This window comes from Micromonospora sp. DH13, assembly GCF_020873825.1.
Classification (GTDB): Bacteria; Actinomycetota; Actinomycetes; order Mycobacteriales; family Micromonosporaceae; genus Micromonospora; species Micromonospora haikouensis.
Window position 1 is genome coordinate 238691 of the sequence record NZ_JAHWGR010000001.1, and the last position, 18419, is coordinate 257109.

Sequence of the window (18419 nt, forward strand, 5' to 3'; positions counted from 1 at the left end):
GAGGGACCCCCCGTGACATCCGTCATCCCCATGCCCGCCGCCCGGCTGACCCGGCGCGGCCTGCTCGGCGGCGCAGCCGCCGCCGCGTCGGCCACCCTGCTCGCCGGGTGCGGCGACAGCCCCACCGGCACCGCCTCCGACCGGCCGCGCCGGGGCGGCCGGCTGCGGGCCGTGTTCGCCGGCGGCGGCGCGCAGGAGACCCTCGACCCGCACCTGGCGAACCTGTTCAACGAGGCGTCCCGGGCCAAGGCCATGTTCGACAAGCTCGCCGACTACGGCCCTGACGTGTCGATCCGGCCCCGCCTGGCCAGCGGGTGGGAGCCCGACGCCGGCCTCACCCGGTGGCGGATCACCCTGCGCGAGGCCACCTTCCACGACGGCCGCCCCGTGCGCGCCGCCGACGTGCTGTACAGCTACGCCCGGATCACCGACCCGAAGCGCGCCTTCCGGGCCAGGGCCAGCCTGGAGCTGATCGACCTGCGCGGCAGCCGGGCGGTCGACGACCGGACCGTCGAACTCGCGCTGCGCCGGCCGTTCGCCGAGTTCCCCAACGTCCTGGCGGCCTTCGGCGCGTACGTGGTGCCCGAGGGCGCCGACGCCTTCGACCGGCCCGTCGGCTCCGGCCCGTTCGCCTTCGGTGAGTTCCAGCCGGGCCGGTCCCTGCTGCTCAAGCGGTACGCCGACCACTGGGACGGCGCGCCGCACCTGGACGAGCTGGAATATCTCGTGGTCAACGAGGAGTCCGCCCGGATCAACGCGCTGCTCGGCGGGCAGGCCGACTACGCCCACGACGTCACGCCCACCACCGCCCGTACCTACGCGGGCGACGCGCGGGTGCGGATCACCCGGATGGCCAACAGCACCATGCAGGCCCTCGCCATGAAGGTCGACCGGCCGCCGTTCGACAACCGGGACCTGCGGGAGGCGATGTTCCTGCTCACCGACCGCCAGCAGCTCGTCGACACCGTGCTGTCCGGCGCCGGCCAGGTCGGCAACGACCTGTTCGGCAAGGGCTACCAGCACTACGCCGACGACATCGCCCAGCGCGTGCCCGACCTCGACCGGGCCCGCTTCCTCGTCGAGCGGGCCGGCGCCCGGGGGCTGCGCATCCCGCTGGACACCGCCCCCGTGGCCAGCGGCTTCGTGGAGACCGCGAGCGTCTTCGCCGAGCAGGCCCGGCAGGTCGGGCTGACCGTCGAGGCGCGCAGCGGCAACAAGGACACCTACTGGAAGGACATCCTGACGGGCGGGGTGCTCGCCTGCTACCGTTCGGGAGCCATGCCCATCGAGACTCATATATCTCAGCGGCTGCTGAGCACGTCCACCACCAACGCCACCCGGTGGCGGCGGCCCGACTTCGACGCGCTCTACGCCCGCGCCGTGTCCAGCCCCGACGAGCAGACCCGCCGGCAGGCGTACGGCGACATGCAGCGCGTCCTGCACGCCGAGGGCGGCTTCCTGGTCTGGGGCTTCGCCGACTTCCTCGTCGCGACCAGCCCCCGCGTCGGCGGGGTGTCCGCCGCCGCGCCGGCCAACACCCTCGACTGGGCGCGCTTCGACAAGGTCTGGCTGGGTTGAGCCTGCCCCGTTACGCCGCCCGGCGGGCCCTGGTCGGGGCCGGGCAGGTCGTCGGCGTCGCCACCGTCGTGTTCGTCCTGACCGAGGCGCTGCCCGGGGACGCCGCCGTGGTGATCGCCGGCGACCAGCCCGACCCCGCGCGCATCGCCCTCCTGCGCGACCAGCTCGACCTGGACCGGCCCGCCTGGCAGCGCTACCTCGACTGGCTCGCCGACCTGGCCGGCGGCGACCTCGGCGTCTCGCTGGTCTCCCAGCGGCCGGTCGCCGGGGTCCTCGCCGCCGGGGCCGCGCCCACCGTGCTGCTCGCCGCCGCCACGCTGCTGCTGCTCGTCCCGCTCTCCGTCGGGCTGGGGATGCTCGCGGCCCGGCGGGAGGGCGGCCGCCTCGACCGGGCGCTGTCCGCCACCGCCGTCGGCCTGTACGCGGTGCCTGAGTTCGCCCTGGCCCTGCTGCTCGTCGCGGTGTTCGGCATCCGGCTGGCCTGGCTCCCACCCACCGCCGTGGGCACCGGCGGCGACCTGCTGTCCCGGCCCGCCGTGCTGGTGCTGCCCCTGGTGGTGCTGCTGGCCCGGCCGTTCTGCTCGCTGAGCCGGCTGACCCGCGCCGGCATGATCGAGGCGATGCGGGCGGAACACGTCGCGCACGCCCGGCGACTCGGCGTGCCCGAGCGCCGGCTGCGGCTGGTCCACGCGCTGCCCAACGCCCTCGCGCCCGTCGCCCAGCAGCTCGCCCGCACCACCGACTGGCTGCTCGGCGGGGTGATCGTCGTCGAGGCGGTGTTCGTCGTCCCCGGCCTGGGCACCGCGCTGGTCGACGCGGTGACCGCCCGCGACGTGCCCACCGTGCAGGGGCTGTGCGTGCTGGTCGCCGTGACCACGGTGACGGTGAACCTCGCCGCCGACCTGGTGGCGTTCCGGCTCGCCCCGCGCGTCGGGGCCGCCGCGTGAGCCCACCCGGTCGCCGCCACCACACCCCGGCCCGGCTGCGCCTGGCCGTCGGCGTCGCGCTGCTCGCCGTACCCCTGCTGGTCGCCGTGGTGGGGCCGGCCCTGGCCGGCGACGCGGCGCCGCGCGGCCGGCCGTTCGACCCGGGCGGCGCGTTCGGCACCGACTTCGTCGGGCGCGACGTGCTGCGCCAGGTGCTGCTCGGCGGGCGCTCCGTGGTCGGCGTGGCGCTCGCCGCGACCGCCCTGGCGTACCTGGTGGGGGTGCCGCTGGGGCTGCTCGCCGCGCTGACCCGCCGCCGGTGGCTCGACGAGCTGGTCATGCGCCCGCTGGACCTGCTGCTCGCCGTGCCGTCGCTGATCCTGCTGATCCTGCTGGCGGCCACCGCGCCGCGCGGGCCGGCCACCCTCGTCGGCATCGTCGCGGTGATCGGCCTGCCCGAGGTCGCCCGGATCAGCCGCGCCGCGGCGCTTCCGCTGGCGCACGGCCCCGCCATGGAGGCGATGCGGCTATACCGGGAGACGTGGTGGCGGCGCGCCGTCGGCCACGTCGTGACCGGCAGCCGCCGGGTGCTGCTCGCCGACGCGGGCGTGCGGTTCATCGGCGCGCTGTACCTCGTCGCCACGGCCAGCTTCCTCGGCGTCGGCGTCGCCCCCGACGCCGCCGACTGGGCGGTCATGGTGGACCGCAACCGCGCCGGCCTGCTGCTGCAACCCTGGTCGGTGCTGGTGCCCGCCGCGCTCCTCGTCGCCCTCGCCGTCGGCGTCAACCTCGTCGCCGACCGGCTGCTCGCCGACCGCGACGCGGCGGCCGGCGAGGGGGCCGCCCGGGACGCGGGATCCCGGCACGGGGCCGCCCACCGGGACGCGCCCGGGGCACGTGTCCCCGCCGCCCGGGCGCCGCTCGACGACGGGGCCGCCGGCCCGGCCGTCGCCGCCGGCCCGCCGACGCCGCCGGTGGACGCCTGCGCGGTCCGGGTGGTCGGCCTCGACGCCGAGGTCGCCGGGCGTCGCCTGCTCGCCAGGGTCTCGTTCACGGTGGCGGCGGGCGAGGTGCTGGCGCTCGTCGGCCGCTCCGGCAGCGGCAAGACCACCGCCGGCCGGGCGCTGCTGGGGGAGGCCGGCCCCGGCGTGCGGCTCGCCGGCCGGGTGGAGGTGGCCGGCCGTGCCGTGTCCCCGGCGACCCCACCGCCCCCGGGCGTCGTCGGCTACGTCCCGCAGCAGCCGTCGGCGGCGCTCAACCCCGTCCGCCGGATCGGCGCGGTGCTGCGCGAGGTCGCGCTGCGCCATACCCGGCCGGAGCGGCGGACACCCGGCGGCCCGCCGGGCGACGCGGCGGCCCGCGCGACGGTGACCCGGCGGTCGGCGGTGCGCCGGGCGGTGGCCGACGTGCTGGCCCGCGTCGACCTGCCCGCCGACCGGGAGTTCCTGCGGCGCTTCCCGCACCAGCTCTCCGGCGGCCAGCAGCAGCGCCTCGTCGTCGCCCACGCGCTGCTGGCCAGGGCGCGCGTCCTGGTCGCCGACGAACCGACCACCGGGCAGGACAGCCTCACCCGCCGCGACGTCGCTCACGAGCTGCGGACCCTCGCCGACGCCGGGATGGCGGTGGTGCTGCTCAGCCACGACCTGCACCTGGTGCGCGCCGTGGCCGACCGGCTGGTCGTCCTGGACGCCGGCGCGGTCGTCGAGGCCGGCCCGGCGGCCGACGTGCTCGCCGCGCCCCGGGACGAGCGCACGCGCCGCCTGCTCGCCGCCGCCCCGGCCGCGCCGCTCGCCGCCGCCTCTGCCGCCGCAGCACCGGCGCTGCGCGTGGGCGACCTAATCGCCGCCCACCGTGCCGGCGCCCGCCGCCGTACCGTGCTGCGCGGCGTCACCGCCGCCGTCGCCCCCGGCGGATGCCTCGCCGTGGTCGGCCGCTCCGGCAGCGGCAAGACGACGCTCGCCCGCTGCGTCGCCGGGCTGCACCCGCCGCGCGGTGGAACCGTCGGCCTCGACGGCCGGCCGCTGGCCGGGACCCTGGACCGGCGAACCCGCGCGGACCTCGCCGCCGTCCAGTACGTCTTCCAGGACGCCCGGGCCAGCTTCCACCCCCACCGGTCGGTCCTGGAGCAGGTGTCGAGGGCCGCCGTGCGGCTGCGCGCCCTGCCGCCGACCCGGGCCCGCGACGCCGCGCGCCGCGCCCTCGGCGAGGTCGGCCTCGCGGCGGACGTCGTCGCGCGCCGCCCCGACCGGCTCTCCGGCGGCGAGCTGCAACGCGCCGCCCTGGCCCGGGCTCTGCTGGCCGAGCCCCACGTGGTGATCTGCGACGAGATCACCTCAGGACTGGACACGGTCAGCCGGGACCGGATCGTCGCCCTCGTCGACCGGCTGCGCCGCGCCCACGGGCTGGCCCTCGTGGTGATCAGCCACGACCGCGACGTCGTCGCCCGCCTCGCCGACCACGTCGTCGTCCTGGACGCGGGGCAGGTCGTCGAGGCCGGGCCCGCGTCCGCCCTGCTCACCGCCGCCCGGCACCCGCTGACCCGGGCGCTGCTGCACCCGTCGGAGACCGGGGTCGGCCCCGTGACCGGCCTGCGGCCGTGATCGTTTCCCGGCCCGGGCCGATGCGGGCCGACCCGTCAGGCGGAGTCGGAGCGGCCGGCGGTGGCCGCGACGAGGACGACGCCGACCCCGGCCATCCCCGCCTGCACGACCACGTCGACCAGGCGGAACCCCTGCCCGTTCGCGCCGGCGAGACGGGCGACGACGCTGCCGGCCAGGGCGGCGACCACACCGACGACGAGGGTGAGCCACAGCGGCGCGGTCGGTCGGCCCGGCACGGCGAGCCGGCCGAGCGCCCCCACGACGAGCCCGACGACGACGGCGCTGACCAGCGCGGCGACGGTCACGCCCACTCCGCCGACCGGCGGGTGCGCCCCTGGCCGGCCGGTGCCGGGCGACGGCTGCCACCCCCGCCGCCCGGCACGACCGCCCGGCCGACCGGCGGTGCCACCGGGCCGGGCCGTTCGGGGGACCCGGTCGCCGCGTCGCCGACGACGACCGGCAGCACCTGGTCCAGCCGGGCCGACTGCAGGATGCGCCGGATCCGGGGATTCGGTTCGCGGACGGTGAGCACCCCGTCGGCGCGGGTCAGCCGCCGGTGCACGTCCAGCAGGAACCCGATGGCGGCGGCGTCGATGTGCCGGCAGGCGGACAGGTCCACCACGATCTGGGCGGGACGCAGCGCGAGCAGCCGGTCGAACACGGCGCCGGTCTCCGGCAGGCAGGCCAGGTCGAACTCGGTCACGGCCACCTCGACCAGGGGGATCGTGCACTCCGGGCGTGCCAGCGGCGTCGTCACGGCCGTACCCCTTCCTCTCGCCCGACCGGTCCCCGCCACCGTGCCGGCCGGGGTTGGCGGGCACCGCGCGGACGTGTGACAGTTGCGTGACAAATCCGTCGTACGCGGGACACGGTTGGCCGCCGGGCGACGGCCTTGGGGATGATGCCGTCATGACGGCCGTACTGGTGATCGAGGACGACGACCGCATCCGGCTGGCGCTGCTGCTCGCGCTGGAGGACGAGGGTTACGACGCCCGGGGCGCGGCGACCGCCGAGGAGGGGCTGCGCGCCCAGCGCCGCGACCCGGCCGACTACGTCCTGGTCGACCTGATGCTGCCCGGCCTCGACGGCTTCGAGTGCATCCGCCAGTTGCGCCGCGACGACGACGTGCCGATCGTGGTGGTGAGCGCCCGCGACGACACCCACGACATCGTGGCCGCCCTGGAGGCCGGCGCGGACGACTACCTCGTCAAACCGGTGGCGATCAAGGAACTCACCGCCCGGCTGCGGGCCCTGCGCCGCCGCGCCCGCGCCGCCGCCCCGGTCGCCGCCGAGCCGGTGCCGGTCCTGGCGTTCGGCGACCTGGAGGTCAGCCCCGAGGCGGGCGAGGTACGCCGCGCCGGGCAGCGGGTGCCGGTGACCCGCACCGAGTTCCGGCTGCTGTGCGAGCTGGCCGAGCACGCCGGCCGGGTGCTGTCGCGCCAGCAACTGCTGCAACGGGTCTGGGGCTACGACACCGGCGACGAGCGGCTGGTCGACGTGCACGTCGGACGGCTGCGGCAGAAGATCGAGTCGGATCCGGCCAACCCCGAACACCTGGTGACCCTGCGCGGGCTCGGCTACAAGCTGCGCCGATGAGCCCGCTGCGCCGCCCGCCCCGGCTCCGCCTCGGCCTGCGCGCCCGGGTCATGGCCGCGTTCGCCCTGGGCGCGCTGCTGCTGGCCGCGTCGATGGCCCTGATCTCCTACGAGTTGACCCGCCAGTCGCTGATCGACGAGCGGGAACGCACCGCTGTGCGGGCCGCGTACTTCGACGCGGCCGTGGTGCGCAGCGGCCTGGACACCGACGCCCCCGACGTGGTGGAGGTGCTGCGGTCGCTGGACACCGGCAGCAGCAGGCGGGCCCTGCTGCACCTGGACGGCAGGTGGCACGCCCGCATCGCCGACTCGGGCCTCACCGCCGCCGTCCCGCCGGAGCTGCAACAGCTCGTCGGCTCGGGGCAGCCGGCCGTGCAGCGGGTCCGCGTCGACGGACAGACCGCCCTGCTGGTCGGGGTGCCGCTGTCCGGCTCGGCGACGTACTACGAGGTCAACTCGCTGTGGGAGCTGGAACGGACCTTCCAGGCGCTGGCCCTGGCCCTGACGGCGGTGGCCATCCTCGTGGCAGGCTCCGGGGCGGCCCTGGGCTGGTATGCGACGCGGCACGGGCTGCGCCCTCTCACGGCGGTCGCGGACGCCGCGGAGAAGATCGCCGCCGGTGACGTCACCGCCCGCCTCGACCCGGCCACCGACCCGGACCTGACCCGGCTGTCCACCTCGTTCAACCACATGGTCGACCAGTTGGCCCGCCGGATCGAGCGGGACCGTCGCTTCGCCGCCGACGTCAGCCACGAGCTGCGCTCGCCGCTGCAGACCCTCGCCGCGGCGGCCAGCGTCCTGCAGCGGCGGCGGGAACACCACGACGAGCGCACCGCCGTGGCCGCCGGCCTCGTCGCCGACGAGATCGACCGGTTCCAGCGGCTGGTCAACGACCTCATCGACCTGGCCCGCAGCGACCAGCCCGCCCACCGTGCCCCGGTCGACGTGGCCGACCTGGCCCGGCGCGCCTGCGCCGGCCGCGACCTGCCGCCCACGCTGGTCCGCCTCGCGGCCGGCACCCCGGCCACCTGGCGGGTGGAGCGGCGTCGCGTCGCGCAGGTGCTGGCCAACCTGCTCGACAACGCGGTGCGCTACGGTGCGGGCCCGGTGGCGGTGCGGCTGTCACGCGACGGCGACATCGGCATCATCGAGGTGGACGACGACGGCCCCGGCGTGCCGGTCGAGGACCGGGCCGTCATCTTCGACCGCTTCGTCCGGGGCCGGGCCGCCCACGCCCGGGGCACCGGCGACGGAACCGGCCTCGGTCTGGCGCTGGTCGCCCAGCACGCCGCCGCCCACGGCGGCACGGCCGGCGTCGACGACCGCCCCGGCGGGGGAGCGCGGTTCCGGGTGGCCCTGCCGGGGAGCCTCGCGTGAGCCGCCGCGCGGCGCGGGCGCTGCTGTCGGCCCTCGTGGTGGCCTGCACGGTGGCGGCCTGCGGGGTGCCGGCCGAGGACACGCCCCGGGCCGTCGAGGCCCCACCCGGGCCGTTCCCGTCCCCCGCGACCGTCGACGGCCCCGCGACGGTCGGACCGGTCACCGTGACGCTGTGCTTCGTGCGGGACGATCGGCTGGTCCCGGTGGACCGGCGGGTGGGCCGCCCCCTCGACGCCGAGGACCAGCTGCGGGACCTGCTCGCCGGACCCAGCGCCGTCGAGCGGGACAGCGGTCTGACCAGCGCGTTGCCAGGGGCGATCGGCGCCGGCGTGGTGGGCGTCGCCGACGGCCAGGCACGCGTACGGGTCGACGGGACCGGCGACGACACCGGCCGCAGCGACGAGGTGCTCGCGTTCGGTCAGATCGTCTGCACGCTGGCCGCCCGCGACGACGTCGACGCCGTGGCGTTCCTGCGTGACGGCCGCCCCCTCGGGGTGCCGCGCGCGGACGGCTCGCTGTCGGCCCAGCCGCTGACCCCCGCCGACTACGCCGCGCTGACCGCGACCCGCTGACCGTCGGCCCCGCTCGCCGTCGCATGTGGACGGCGGAGTGTGGACGGTCACTGTCGTCGAGTTCTGCGTGTCTTCTGCGTGGTGCCCCGCCCGGCGCGCCGGTTGGATCGACGTTGCCCGCCAGACAGCGTCGCGGCGTCGGCCGCCGACCGCACCCCGAAAGGACCAGATTCGTGTCACTGCTCCATGCGTGCAGAGGAAGCGGACGGCGGATCAGCGCCCTGTTCGTCGCCTTCGTCATGATGCTCGGCATCGCCACGGTGCCGCAGTCGCCCGCCCACGCCCAACCCGGCGACAGTCTGTCGATCATCGACTGGAACATCTCCAGGATCACCGACGGCGGCGACGTCCACGAGAGCCGCTACTTCAACATGATCGCCGCCATCCACACCTACAGCGGCAACTACATCGCCAACGAGGTGATGCAGACCAACGGCAACTACCGCGGCATGATCCAGGTGCGGGTGCTCGACACCAACAACGCCCACCTGGTCTCGCTCTACTTCTGGGCCGACAACCTGTACCTGGCGGCGTGGTACTCCCCGACGAACAACCGGCACTACCTGTTCAACCAGGGCGGCCGGTGGCAGAACGTCGTCAGCCTCCTCGGCCTCGACATCAGCCGGGTCACGGTATACAACATGGACGGCAACTACAACGAGCTGGTGGGGGGCAACTCCCGCAGCACGCTGGTGACGAACCCGCAGCGGATGTACGACAGCCTGCGCATCCTCGGGCGGACCACCACGCTCAACAACGACGTCAGCGCGGCGCTGGTCCAGGCGATCACGATGACCTCCGAGGCGGCGCGGTACTCCCCGATCCTGGACACCATCCGGTACAACATCCGTTACGCCAACCGCCTGCAGTCCCTGCCGCTCAACGACGACAACGTCTGGCTGACGACGCACTGGGGCACGGTGTCCGCGTTCGTCCACCGGGTGCTGATGAACCCGTCCGGTCAGATGATCGTGCTCTACGGACGGATCGTCATCACCACCCTCGCCGGGCTGATCAGCTGGCTCAAGTGGGTGGAGATCAACGGGTACATCGTCTGACCTGGCCCGGGCCCCGCGACCCGCCGTCGGTGGGCCGCGGGGTGTCGCTATGGTGCCGAAGCGCCCAGCGCGTCGAGCTGCTGCACCGTCTCCCGCTGGCCCGCCTCGTCGCCGAGCTCCCGCTGCAACCGCATCGTCGCGCGCAGGTCGGCCGCCGCAGCCGGCCGGTCGCCCAGCCCCTCGTGGGCGGTGGCCCGCAACCGCAGGACGGCGACGGTGAACTTCTGGTGCCGCAGCTCCTCGTTGAGGCGCAGCGCCTCGTCGGCCAGCTCGACCATGCGTTGCCACTGGTCCAGCCCGCCGTGCAGCTCGATCATCGCCTGCATCGCCGACAGCTGGCTGATCAGCACGATGTGCCGGGGCAGGGCGGTCTCCGGCGTGGTGACGATCTCGATCACCTCGGCGTACGCGGCGAGGGCGTCCTCGTACCGGCCGGCGTCGCGTAGCGTCCGGCCGAGTATCACCAGCGACTGCGGCAGGCCCTGCCAGTCCCGCACCGACCGGAACAGGGCGACCGACTCCTGCGCGTGCCGCATCGCGACGTCGAACCGGCCCAGCCGGGCGTTCGCGTACGAGCAGTAGAAGCGCGCCCAGCCCTGCTGGTCCTCGTCGCCGGCCCGGCGGGCGTGCTCGTACGCCAGCTCGGCCTGGCGCAGCCCCTCCTCCGGCTCGCTGCGCGGGTAGATGTACGCCCAGGCCAGGTAGCCCCGGTGCACCGCCCGCAGGTGGTCGTCGTCGAGCCCGTCGGCGGCGGCGCTGGACAGCGCGAACACCTCCGCCCAGTGCTCCCAGTGCGCCCACAGGTCGGAGAACCAGTGCAGGGACTCGGCGACGTCGACGACCCGCTGGTGGGCGCCCTCGGCGGCGGCCCGGCGCAGGGCGGGCAGCCAGTTGTCGCCCTCGGCCTGGAGCCACTCGCGGGCGGTGTCGGCCGAGTCCAGCTCGACGTACCGGGTCGCGCCGGGCGCGGGAGCGCCGTATGCGGGCTCGAACCACCGGCCGGCGACGATCGTCGTGTCGAGCAGCCAGTCCGCCGCGCGCCGGTCCGCGTTCGCCCGGTCCTGGGCGGACTCCTCCCGCTCCAGTTCCCCCTGGGCGTAGAGGCGCAGCAGGTCGTGCAGGAAGAATCGCCCGTCGCCGCCCTGCTGGAGCAGGCCCAGGTCGATCAGCTCGTCGAGCGCGTCCTCGGTGCGCGTCGGCGTCTCCTCCACCAGCACGGCGGCCAGTTCCACCGCCGTGCTGGGGCCGGGCACGGCCGCGAGCCGCCGGAACAGCCGGCGGCCGATGCCCGAAAGCTGCTGGTACGACAGCGCGAACGCCGCCTTCACCTGGAGGTCGCCGACGGCGAGCGCGTCGAGCCGGTGCTCGTGCGCGGACAGCCGGGTGACCAGGTCGCCGGCCGTCCAGGCGGGGCGGCTGGCCAGCCGGTTGCCGGCGATCCGCAACGCCAGCGGCACGTGGGCGCACAGGCGGGCGAGCTGCCGCAGCCCATCGGCGTCGGCGGTCCGGTGCGTGACGATCCCGGCGAGCAGCGCGACGGAGGCGGCCTCCGGCAGCGGCTCCAGCGACAGCCGGTGCACGCCCTCCAGGCCGCCGAGGGTGCGCCGGCTGGTCACCACGACCGCCGCCGGTCCCTCCGCCGGCAGGGCCGGGCGCACCTGCCCCTCGTGCGCGGCGTTGTCCAGCAGCACCAGGATCCGCCGCCCCCCGACGACGGTACGCCACAGCGCCGCGGCGTCGTCGACGTCCCGGGGGGTCGGCCCGGCGCCCGGCTCGACGGCGTGCACGAGCCGGTCGAGCACGGCCGTGGGGGTCAGCGGCCGGGCGTCGAGCCCTCGCAGGTCGAGGAAGAACTGGCCGTCGGGGAAGGCATCGGCGGTCTGGGCGGCGGCCTGCACGGCCAGGGACGTCTTGCCGAGCCCGGGCGCCCCGCTGACCAGCACCACCGGGGCCGGCAGCCCGGCGCGGGCCGCCTCGACGAGGGCCCGGACGCTGTCGAGCTCCGCGCGGCGGCCGGTGAAGTCCGCGACCCGCCGGGGCAGCGGGCACCGCCCCTGGGCGGCCGGCTGCCCGCGGCGTCGCCCGGCCCGGGCCGCGCCGGTCAGCGCCGCGTGCTGCTCGGGGCTGAGGGCCAGGGCGGCGGCGATCGCCGTGACGGTGCGGGCCTGCGGGCCCTGGCTGACGCCGCGCTCCATGTCGCTGATCGCCCGGTCGCTGACGCCCGACCGTTCCGCGAGCTGCTCCAGGGTCAGGTCCGCGGCGATCCGCAGCGTGCGCAGCAGCGGCCCGAAGGCAAGGCCCTCCACCGGCGGGTCTTCCCGAGGAACTGCGGTCACCGCCCCATGCTCGCACGCCGGGAGCGGGCCGCCGCTGTCGCGTCCGGTGGCTCCCGCAGCGAGCCGCACGTCGTGCCCCAGGGGTCGGTGCTCAGGCCTGCGCCGTCGCGGTCGATCGCGTTCCGTGACGGTGGCGGGGGTTGGCCGGGAGGGACGGCCGCTGTCACTCTCGGTGACGAACTGCCGACCCCGGCGCACCGCTTGTCGGCCCTTTGCTCTGCACCCACCCGCGCAACACCCCGCCCGAGCTGCTCCTGCCGGGGGCAGAGCGGGGCCGGGGTGCGGCATCGGGTTGCGCTGCGTGAAGCGTTGCGTCCGTGGGTGCAGAGCAAAGGAGGCGGTGGGAGTGGTGGGGGCAGGCCCGGCGCAACCGCGTTGCGTCACCTGCCGTCGGTGCGGGGACCGAAGACCAGCTCCACCGGTCGGCCGGCGCGCAGCTCGACCGCCACGTCCCCGTACGGGCTGGACACCGTGAGTCGCTGGCCGACGGGGGAGCGCAGCCGTGCCCGCACCGACGAGGCGTCCCAGGCCAGCTCCTCGACGGTGACCCGGCCCCGGCAGGTCGCCCCGCGCAGCACCCCCCGGTCCAGGCCGGGCAGCGGGGCCGGGAGCAGCCGTACGTGGCCGGGCCGGGAGTGCACCAGCGACTCGATCAACACGCCGGGCAGGGCGTGTGCGGCGTCGGCGTTGTAGGTCTCCCGGCCGGGGTTGTGCGAGCTCATCAGCGACCGGAAGAACATGTCGTTGCCGAGGATCTTGGCCACGTTCTCCCCGGCCAGCGCGCCGTCGCGCAGGCGTGTCGCGACGAGCGCCCGGTGCAGGCTGCCGTGAGCGGAGAGGTTCTCGTCGCCGCGCAGGACCAGCGCGCGGCGCGCGGCGGCGGCCAGCTCGGGGGTGTCGTCCGGGTTGATCTCGTCCAACGGCCACACGGGGTAGAGGTGGCTGACGTGCCGGTGGTCCTCGTCGCTGCGGTAGTCCGGCCAGGCCCACTCCGCCAGCGCGCCACGCTCGTCGACCCGGTACGCGGGCAGCCGCCCCCGCAGTGCCGCCCACCGGTCGGTGCCGGTGACGGCGTCGGCGGTGGCCAGGGCGTGCCGGGCGGCGGCGATGTCCATCGTGGCGTTGACCGCCAGGTGCACCGGCCGGCCGTCGTCGTCCAGCGGGCCGGTCTCGGCCGAGTACGACGGCACCACGACCACCGTGCCGTCGGCGGCGGAGACGGTGAGCACGTCGGCGAAGAACTCGGCGGCCTCCGTCAGCCAGCAGGCCAGCTCGCCGAGCGGCTCCCCGGTCACCAGGTGGTGCTCGTACAGGGGGAAGAGCAGCCAGTCCGCGCCGGGGAGCCACGCGGCGAACGGCCAGTCGTCGTGCATGTGGAACAGGTGCCCGTGCTCCCCGTCGGTGCGGCTGGGCGCGAGCAGGCCCCGCGCGCCGTAGATCGCCTCGGCGTTGCGCCGCCAGTCGTCGACCTGCGACCCGATCAGCCGCGCGTACGCCTCGCTCACCTCGGGCAGGGCCCCGATGTTGGCCCCCGCCAGCTGCAGGTTGAGGTTGGCGTCGGTGGTGAAGTCGCCCGCCCAGGCCGCGTCCCACGAGCCGAGCCACAGCCCGGTCAGCCGGGGCGGCAGGACGCCGCTGGCGCTCAGCAGCAGGTACCGCCCCGCGTGGAACAGCCGCTCCACCAGCGCCGGGTAGGGCTGCTGCGGGTCGGCGGCCTGCCGGGCGAGCAGCGCGCCGACGGGCAGCTCCCGCTCGGCGGCCGGCACGGCCAGGTCCAGGCTCGCCCGGTCGTAGGCGGGGGAGTGCCGGGCGGCGTGCCGGGCGAGGAGGCCGGCGTACCCGGCGGGGGAGCGGACGCGCAGCGTCTCCTCCAGCTCGGCGGTGCGCCACGGCGGCGTGCCGGGCCGGTCGAGCACCATGGTGAGCAGCGCTGGCCCGCGCACCGCCACCCGGTCGCCGAGCACCCGCACGTCGCCGGTGAGCAGGGCCAGGCCCTCGAAGCCGTACGCGCCGCCCACCGGCGGGTAGTGGCCGCGGATGCGCAGGAAGACGTCCTGTCCGCGCTGGTACGCCGCGGTCTCGTAGCGGACGTCCGCCGGGCGGCCGGGCAGGTCGCCGGTGAGCCCCACCACGCAGTCGCCCGCCTCCAGCCGCAGCACCACCAGGCCGTCGGCGCGGGAGACGAAGCCGCGCCGCTCGCCGCCGGCCCACTCCACGACGACCTCCCCGGTGCGGAAGTCGGTGCTCCGCCGGTACCCGGCCGGCAGCGCCGCCGCGCCCGGCCCCGCCGCTCCGCCCGGCTCCACTGCTCCGCCCGGCCCCGCCGCGTCGATCGTCAGCGCGAAGCCCGGGTGGAACGACTGGGTCCAGCGCAGCTCCCGGCCGCCGCCGAGCAGCCGGCTCGCCTCCGCCCGCCGGCCGGCGAGCGCCAGCTCGCGGACCCGGGGCAGCAGGTGGGCCAGCCGGGGCGGCCGGGCGTCGTGGGTGCCGTTGGGCAGCACGAACCGGTGGTGGTTGACGACGACCCGCTCGGCATGGGGATCACCGAGCACCATGATCCCGTACTCGCCGTTGCCGGACAGGAAGGCGTCCTCCCAGCCGGCGGCGGGGGCGTCGTCCCAGATCCCGTGGGCGGACGCGGGCAGGGCAGCCGTCATCGACGGTCCTCTCTGGGGAAGGGCGGGGTGGGCAGCGGGCGGCGGTGCGGTCAGCGGGGCGCGGCGGCCGTGCTGTCCCGGATCGTCAACCGGGGTTCGAGCAGCGTCGCGTCGGGCACCGGCTCGCCGTGCACCTTGCGCATGAGCAGCGACACCGCCTGCTGGCCGACCTCCTCGGCCGGCAGGGGCACCGACGTGAGCCGGGGACTGGCCTGCTCGGCGAACTGGTCGGGGCAGATGCCGACCACCGACACGTCCTCCGGCACGCGCCGGCCGAGGGTGGGCAGCGTCGCCAGCACGGGCCCGACGGCCGACTCGTTCTGCACGATCAGCCCCGACAGGTCCGGCCACCGCTCGAACAGCTCCACCAGCTCCCGGCGTACGGCCGCCGTGCCCTCCTCGCAGGGCCGGACCACGGTGTCGACGCCGAGCCGCGCGGCGGCGTCGAGGATGCCGTTGCGGGTGCGGTGCGCGAAGCCGGTGCCCCGGTCGTAGACGGCGGCCGGGGCGCCGAGCAGGGCGATCCGCCGGTGGCCCAACCCGGCCAGGTGCTCGACGCAGACCGCGCCGGCCCGGTGGAAGTCCAGGTCGACGCAGGTCAGGCCGGTGGGGTCGGCCGGGAAGCCGATCAGCACGCTGGGCCGCCCCAGCTCCCGCAGCAGCGGCACCCGCGAGTCGTGCATCTCCACGTCCATCAGCAGCAGACCGTCCACCATGGCGCTGGCCGCGATGCGACGCAGCCCCGCCGGCCCCTCGTCGGAGGTGACCAGCAGCACGTCGTGCTCGACGGTGCGGGCGGTGGTCACCACCGCCATCGCGAACTGCATCACCACCGGCACCTGCATCCCGGAGCGCAGCGGCAGCACCAGCGCGACGACGTTGGCCCGCCGGCTGGCCAGGGCGCGTGCGCCGGCGTTCGGGTGGTAGCCGAGCATCCGGATGCTGGCCAGCACCCGGTTGCGGGTCACCTCGGAGATCGCCCGCTTGCCGCTGAGCACGTACGACACGGTGCTGACGGCGACCCCGGCGTGCCGGGCGACGTCGGAGATGGTGACCAGGTCGGGTGACTTCGCCGGCCGCGCCGCCGTGGGCAGGCGCGGGCCGTGGTCACCGGGACCGGCCGGCACCCGTGGCCTCCCGCGAAGGGGCGTCGGCGGCGGACGCCGCCCGGACGCGGAGCGTGCCGACGAGTCGGATGTCGGTGGCGGACCGGCCGACCAGCACGGTGTGCGCGGCGTCCTCCACGACCCGGGCGCCCCGGATCTCGTCCCACCAGCCCAGGTCGGCGGCGCGCAGCCGCAGCCGGACCACCCGGCGCTCGCCGGGGGCGAGGGCGACCCGCGCGAAGCCCCGCAGCTGGCGCAGGGGTTGCTTGACCCGGGAGCGCCGCTGCCGGGTGTAGAGCTGCACGACCTCCTCGCCCGGCCGGTCGCCGCTGTTGGTGACCTCGACGCGCACCTCGACCTCCCCGTCGGCGGCCACCGACGCCGCGCTGAGTCGCAGGTCAGCGTAGTCGAAGCGGGTGTAGCCGAGCCCGTGGCCGAGCGGGTACAGGGGGTCGCCCCGGTGGTAGAGGTAGGTGGCGTCGGCGTCGATGATGTCGTAGTCGAGCAGGTCGGGCAGCTCGGCGGCGTCGGCGTACCAGGTCTGGGTGAGCCGGCCGCCCGGCTCGGCGTCGCCGAACAGCACCGCGGCCAGCGCCGCGCCGTGCTCCTGGCCGCCGTGCGCCGACCACAGCACCGCCGGCAGGTGGGCGTCGGCCCACCCGATCGCGTACGGGTAGCTGCTGGTCAGCGCGAGGACGGTGCGGGGGTTGGCGGCGTACGCGGCGCGCAGCAGCGCCTCCTGCCCGGCCGGCAGCGCCAGGTCCACCCGGTCCTCGGTCTCCCGCCCGTTGACCATCGGGTGGTTGCCGAGGGCCACCACCACCACGTCGGCGTCGGCTGCCAGGGCGGCCGCCTCGGCGGCGCCGTCGGCGACCAGCTCCACGGCGAACGGGGTGCCCGCACCCGGCTCGGCGGCGTCGGCGCGCAGCCGCCCGTCGGGGCCGACGGCGACGTACCGGCCGGTGGCGAGGTGGTGCAGCAGCACCGTGCCGTCGGGGCCGGACCGGAACCGGAAGGTCTCCCGGACGATCCACCCGCCGGGCCCGGTGCGGTCGTTGACCAGTCCGGCGTCGTCGTCGCCCCCGACGTGCCGGCCGTTGGCGACGGCGCGCAGCGCCACCGCGTCCCCGCCCCAGTCGAACACGTCGAACCAGGTCGCCTCGGTGGCGGCGGTGGCGTCGAGGGTGAGCGGGCCACCGTCGGCGTCGGTCGCGCAGCGCACGTACCGGTCCCCGGCGCGCAGCGCGATCCGGTCGGCGCCGCTGTGGCTGGTGACGGTGCCGACCCGTGCGGCCAGGGCGTCGAGGGTGCTGACCGCGTACGGCAACGTGCCGCTGTACCAGTCGGTGTGCACCGCGTCGGCGAGCGGGCCGAGCACGGCGACCCGCAGCCCCGGGCGCGCGGTCAGCGGCAGCAGGCCGTCGTTGCGCAGCAGCACGACGCACTGCCGGGCGGCCTCGCGGGCCAGTTCCCGGTGCGCGGGGCAGTCGACGACGTCGGGTGCCACCCCGGCCCACGGGTCCTCGTGCGCCGGGTCGAGGTCGCCGAGGCGCAGCCGGACGCCGAGGATCCGCCGGACCGCCCGGTCCACGTGGGCGGTGGTGATCAGGCCCCGCTCCAGCGCCTCGGTGATCCGGCCGGTGGTCAGGGCGCTGTTCGTGTCGTCCTCGGTGAAGTTGTCGATGCCGGCGCGCAGCGCGGCGGCGAAGCCGTGGACGTGGTCGGGCTCGCGGCCCTGCACCCCGGCGATGTTGGTGGCCGCCCCGGCGTCGCCGACGACCATGATCTCGTCGGCGGCCATCGGGCGCAGCTCGCCCTCGATCAGCGGGCTCAGGTGCGCCGGAACGCCGTTGACCAGGTTGTACGAGGCCATCACGGCCACCGCCGCCCCGGCGGCCAGGGGCGCCCGGAACGCCGGCAGCTCGTACTCGTGCAGCACCCGTGGGGGCAGGTCGCTGGAGGTGGTGGCGCGGTCGGTCTCGTTGTTGTAGCCCAGGAAGTGCTTGAGCGTCGGCGCGGTCCGCAGCCGGTCGGGGTGGTCGCCGCGCAGCCCCCGGGCGTACGCGGTGGCGAGGTGCCCGGTGAGCCACGGGTCCTCGGACCAGCCCTCCTCGTTGCGCCCCCAGCGGGGGTCACGCAGCGGGTTGACCACCGGCGCCCACACGTTCAGCCCGACCCGTTCGGGGTCGGCGTGGTGCTTGGCGCGCACCTCGGCGCCGACGGCGGCACCCACCGACCGCACCAGCTCGGCGTTCCAGCTGCTGGCCAGCCCGATCACCTGCGGGAAGACCGTGGCCGTGCCGAGCCAGGCCACCCCGTGCAGCGCCTCGGTGCCGGTGCGGAACGGCGGCAGCCCGAGCCGGTCGACCGGGGCCTGCCACTGGTGCAGCAGCCCGATCTTCTCGGTGAGGGTGAGGCGGGCCAGCAGGTCGTCGACGCGGGCGGCGGGGGACGGGCCGGGCGTCCGGCCGGTGCTGTCGGTCATGGTGGATCGGTTACCTTCCATGGGCTAGCGATGCCCGGGCGGCAGGTCGAAGCGCTTCGACGACCGTCGTGACGGGTGGCATCGCGGGGTGGTGGTGTGCGGATGTCGACCCGGACGCGGTGAAGCGCT

General features: G+C 76.1%; 13 protein-coding genes. 7 read left to right on the forward strand and 6 right to left on the reverse strand.

The window, feature by feature from the left end:
• The first annotated feature begins 12 nt into the window (after window positions 1-12).
• From LPA42_RS01015 to LPA42_RS01025, 3 genes are read left to right on the forward strand one after another with little or no spacing between them, the layout of a single operon-like run.
• Window positions 13-1578 (forward strand): ABC transporter substrate-binding protein, encoded by a 1566-nt coding sequence (locus LPA42_RS01015; protein WP_198956772.1) that lies wholly within the window; start codon window positions 13-15, stop codon window positions 1576-1578.
• Window positions 1575-2525 carry an ABC transporter permease gene (locus LPA42_RS01020; protein ID WP_198956773.1) on the forward strand — a complete coding sequence of 317 codons (951 nt, stop codon included), beginning with the start codon at window positions 1575-1577 and terminating at the stop codon, window positions 2523-2525. Before LPA42_RS01015 ends, LPA42_RS01020 begins: the two co-directional genes overlap by 4 nt.
• Window positions 2522-5104, forward strand: coding sequence for an ATP-binding cassette domain-containing protein (locus LPA42_RS01025; RefSeq protein WP_228986225.1), 2583 nt, complete (start codon window positions 2522-2524; stop codon window positions 5102-5104). Before LPA42_RS01020 ends, LPA42_RS01025 begins: the two co-directional genes overlap by 4 nt.
• Window positions 5105-5139: 35 nt before the next feature.
• Here LPA42_RS01025 and LPA42_RS01030 read toward each other — a convergent pair whose 3' ends face one another.
• Together LPA42_RS01030 and LPA42_RS01035 are read right to left on the reverse strand one after the other, a co-directional pair.
• Window positions 5140-5409 carry a transglycosylase gene (locus LPA42_RS01030; protein WP_043969611.1) on the reverse strand — a complete coding sequence of 90 codons (270 nt, stop codon included), beginning with the start codon at window positions 5407-5409 and terminating at the stop codon, window positions 5140-5142.
• Window positions 5406-5861, reverse strand: a complete 456-nt coding sequence (locus tag LPA42_RS01035) for an STAS domain-containing protein (protein WP_077940191.1) — start codon at window positions 5859-5861, stop codon at window positions 5406-5408. Before LPA42_RS01035 ends, LPA42_RS01030 begins: the two co-directional genes overlap by 4 nt.
• A gap of 152 nt (window positions 5862-6013) precedes the next feature.
• On the opposite strand from LPA42_RS01035, the gene LPA42_RS01040 reads away from it, so the two are divergent.
• The 4 genes from LPA42_RS01040 (at window position 6014) to LPA42_RS01055 (ending at window position 9706) form a co-directional block, all read left to right on the forward strand.
• The gene (locus LPA42_RS01040; protein ID WP_077940192.1) at window positions 6014-6700 is read left to right on the forward strand and encodes a response regulator transcription factor; all 687 of its coding nucleotides are present in this window, start codon (window positions 6014-6016) and stop codon (window positions 6698-6700) included.
• Window positions 6697-8076: a cell wall metabolism sensor histidine kinase WalK gene (locus tag LPA42_RS01045; RefSeq protein WP_077940193.1), complete on the forward strand. Its 1380-nt coding sequence runs from the start codon at window positions 6697-6699 to the stop codon at window positions 8074-8076. Before LPA42_RS01040 ends, LPA42_RS01045 begins: the two co-directional genes overlap by 4 nt.
• On the forward strand, window positions 8073-8648 hold the full coding sequence (locus LPA42_RS01050) for a GerMN domain-containing protein (protein ID WP_077940194.1): 576 nt from the start codon (window positions 8073-8075) through the stop codon (window positions 8646-8648). Before LPA42_RS01045 ends, LPA42_RS01050 begins: the two co-directional genes overlap by 4 nt.
• 173 nt (window positions 8649-8821) lie before the next feature.
• Complete coding sequence (locus tag LPA42_RS01055) at window positions 8822-9706, forward strand: ribosome-inactivating family protein (protein ID WP_158229511.1); 885 nt, start codon at window positions 8822-8824, stop codon at window positions 9704-9706.
• Between the two features lie 47 nt (window positions 9707-9753).
• Here the strand turns inward: LPA42_RS01055 and LPA42_RS01060 are convergent, their stop codons facing one another.
• The 4 genes from LPA42_RS01060 to LPA42_RS01075 form a co-directional block, all read right to left on the reverse strand.
• Window positions 9754-12042: a helix-turn-helix domain-containing protein gene (locus tag LPA42_RS01060; RefSeq protein ID WP_158229512.1), complete on the reverse strand. Its 2289-nt coding sequence runs from the start codon at window positions 12040-12042 to the stop codon at window positions 9754-9756.
• 380 nt (window positions 12043-12422) lie between these two features.
• The gene (locus LPA42_RS01065; RefSeq protein WP_077940197.1) at window positions 12423-14699 is read right to left on the reverse strand and encodes a glycoside hydrolase N-terminal domain-containing protein; all 2277 of its coding nucleotides are present in this window, start codon (window positions 14697-14699) and stop codon (window positions 12423-12425) included.
• Between the two features lie 50 nt (window positions 14700-14749).
• Window positions 14750-15826 carry a LacI family DNA-binding transcriptional regulator gene (locus LPA42_RS01070; protein ID WP_228986226.1) on the reverse strand — a complete coding sequence of 359 codons (1077 nt, stop codon included), beginning with the start codon at window positions 15824-15826 and terminating at the stop codon, window positions 14750-14752.
• Window positions 15807-18290 (reverse strand): glycoside hydrolase family 3 C-terminal domain-containing protein, encoded by a 2484-nt coding sequence (locus LPA42_RS01075; RefSeq protein WP_077940198.1) that lies wholly within the window; start codon window positions 18288-18290, stop codon window positions 15807-15809. Before LPA42_RS01075 ends, LPA42_RS01070 begins: the two co-directional genes overlap by 20 nt.
• Between the last annotated feature and the right edge of the window lie 129 nt (window positions 18291-18419).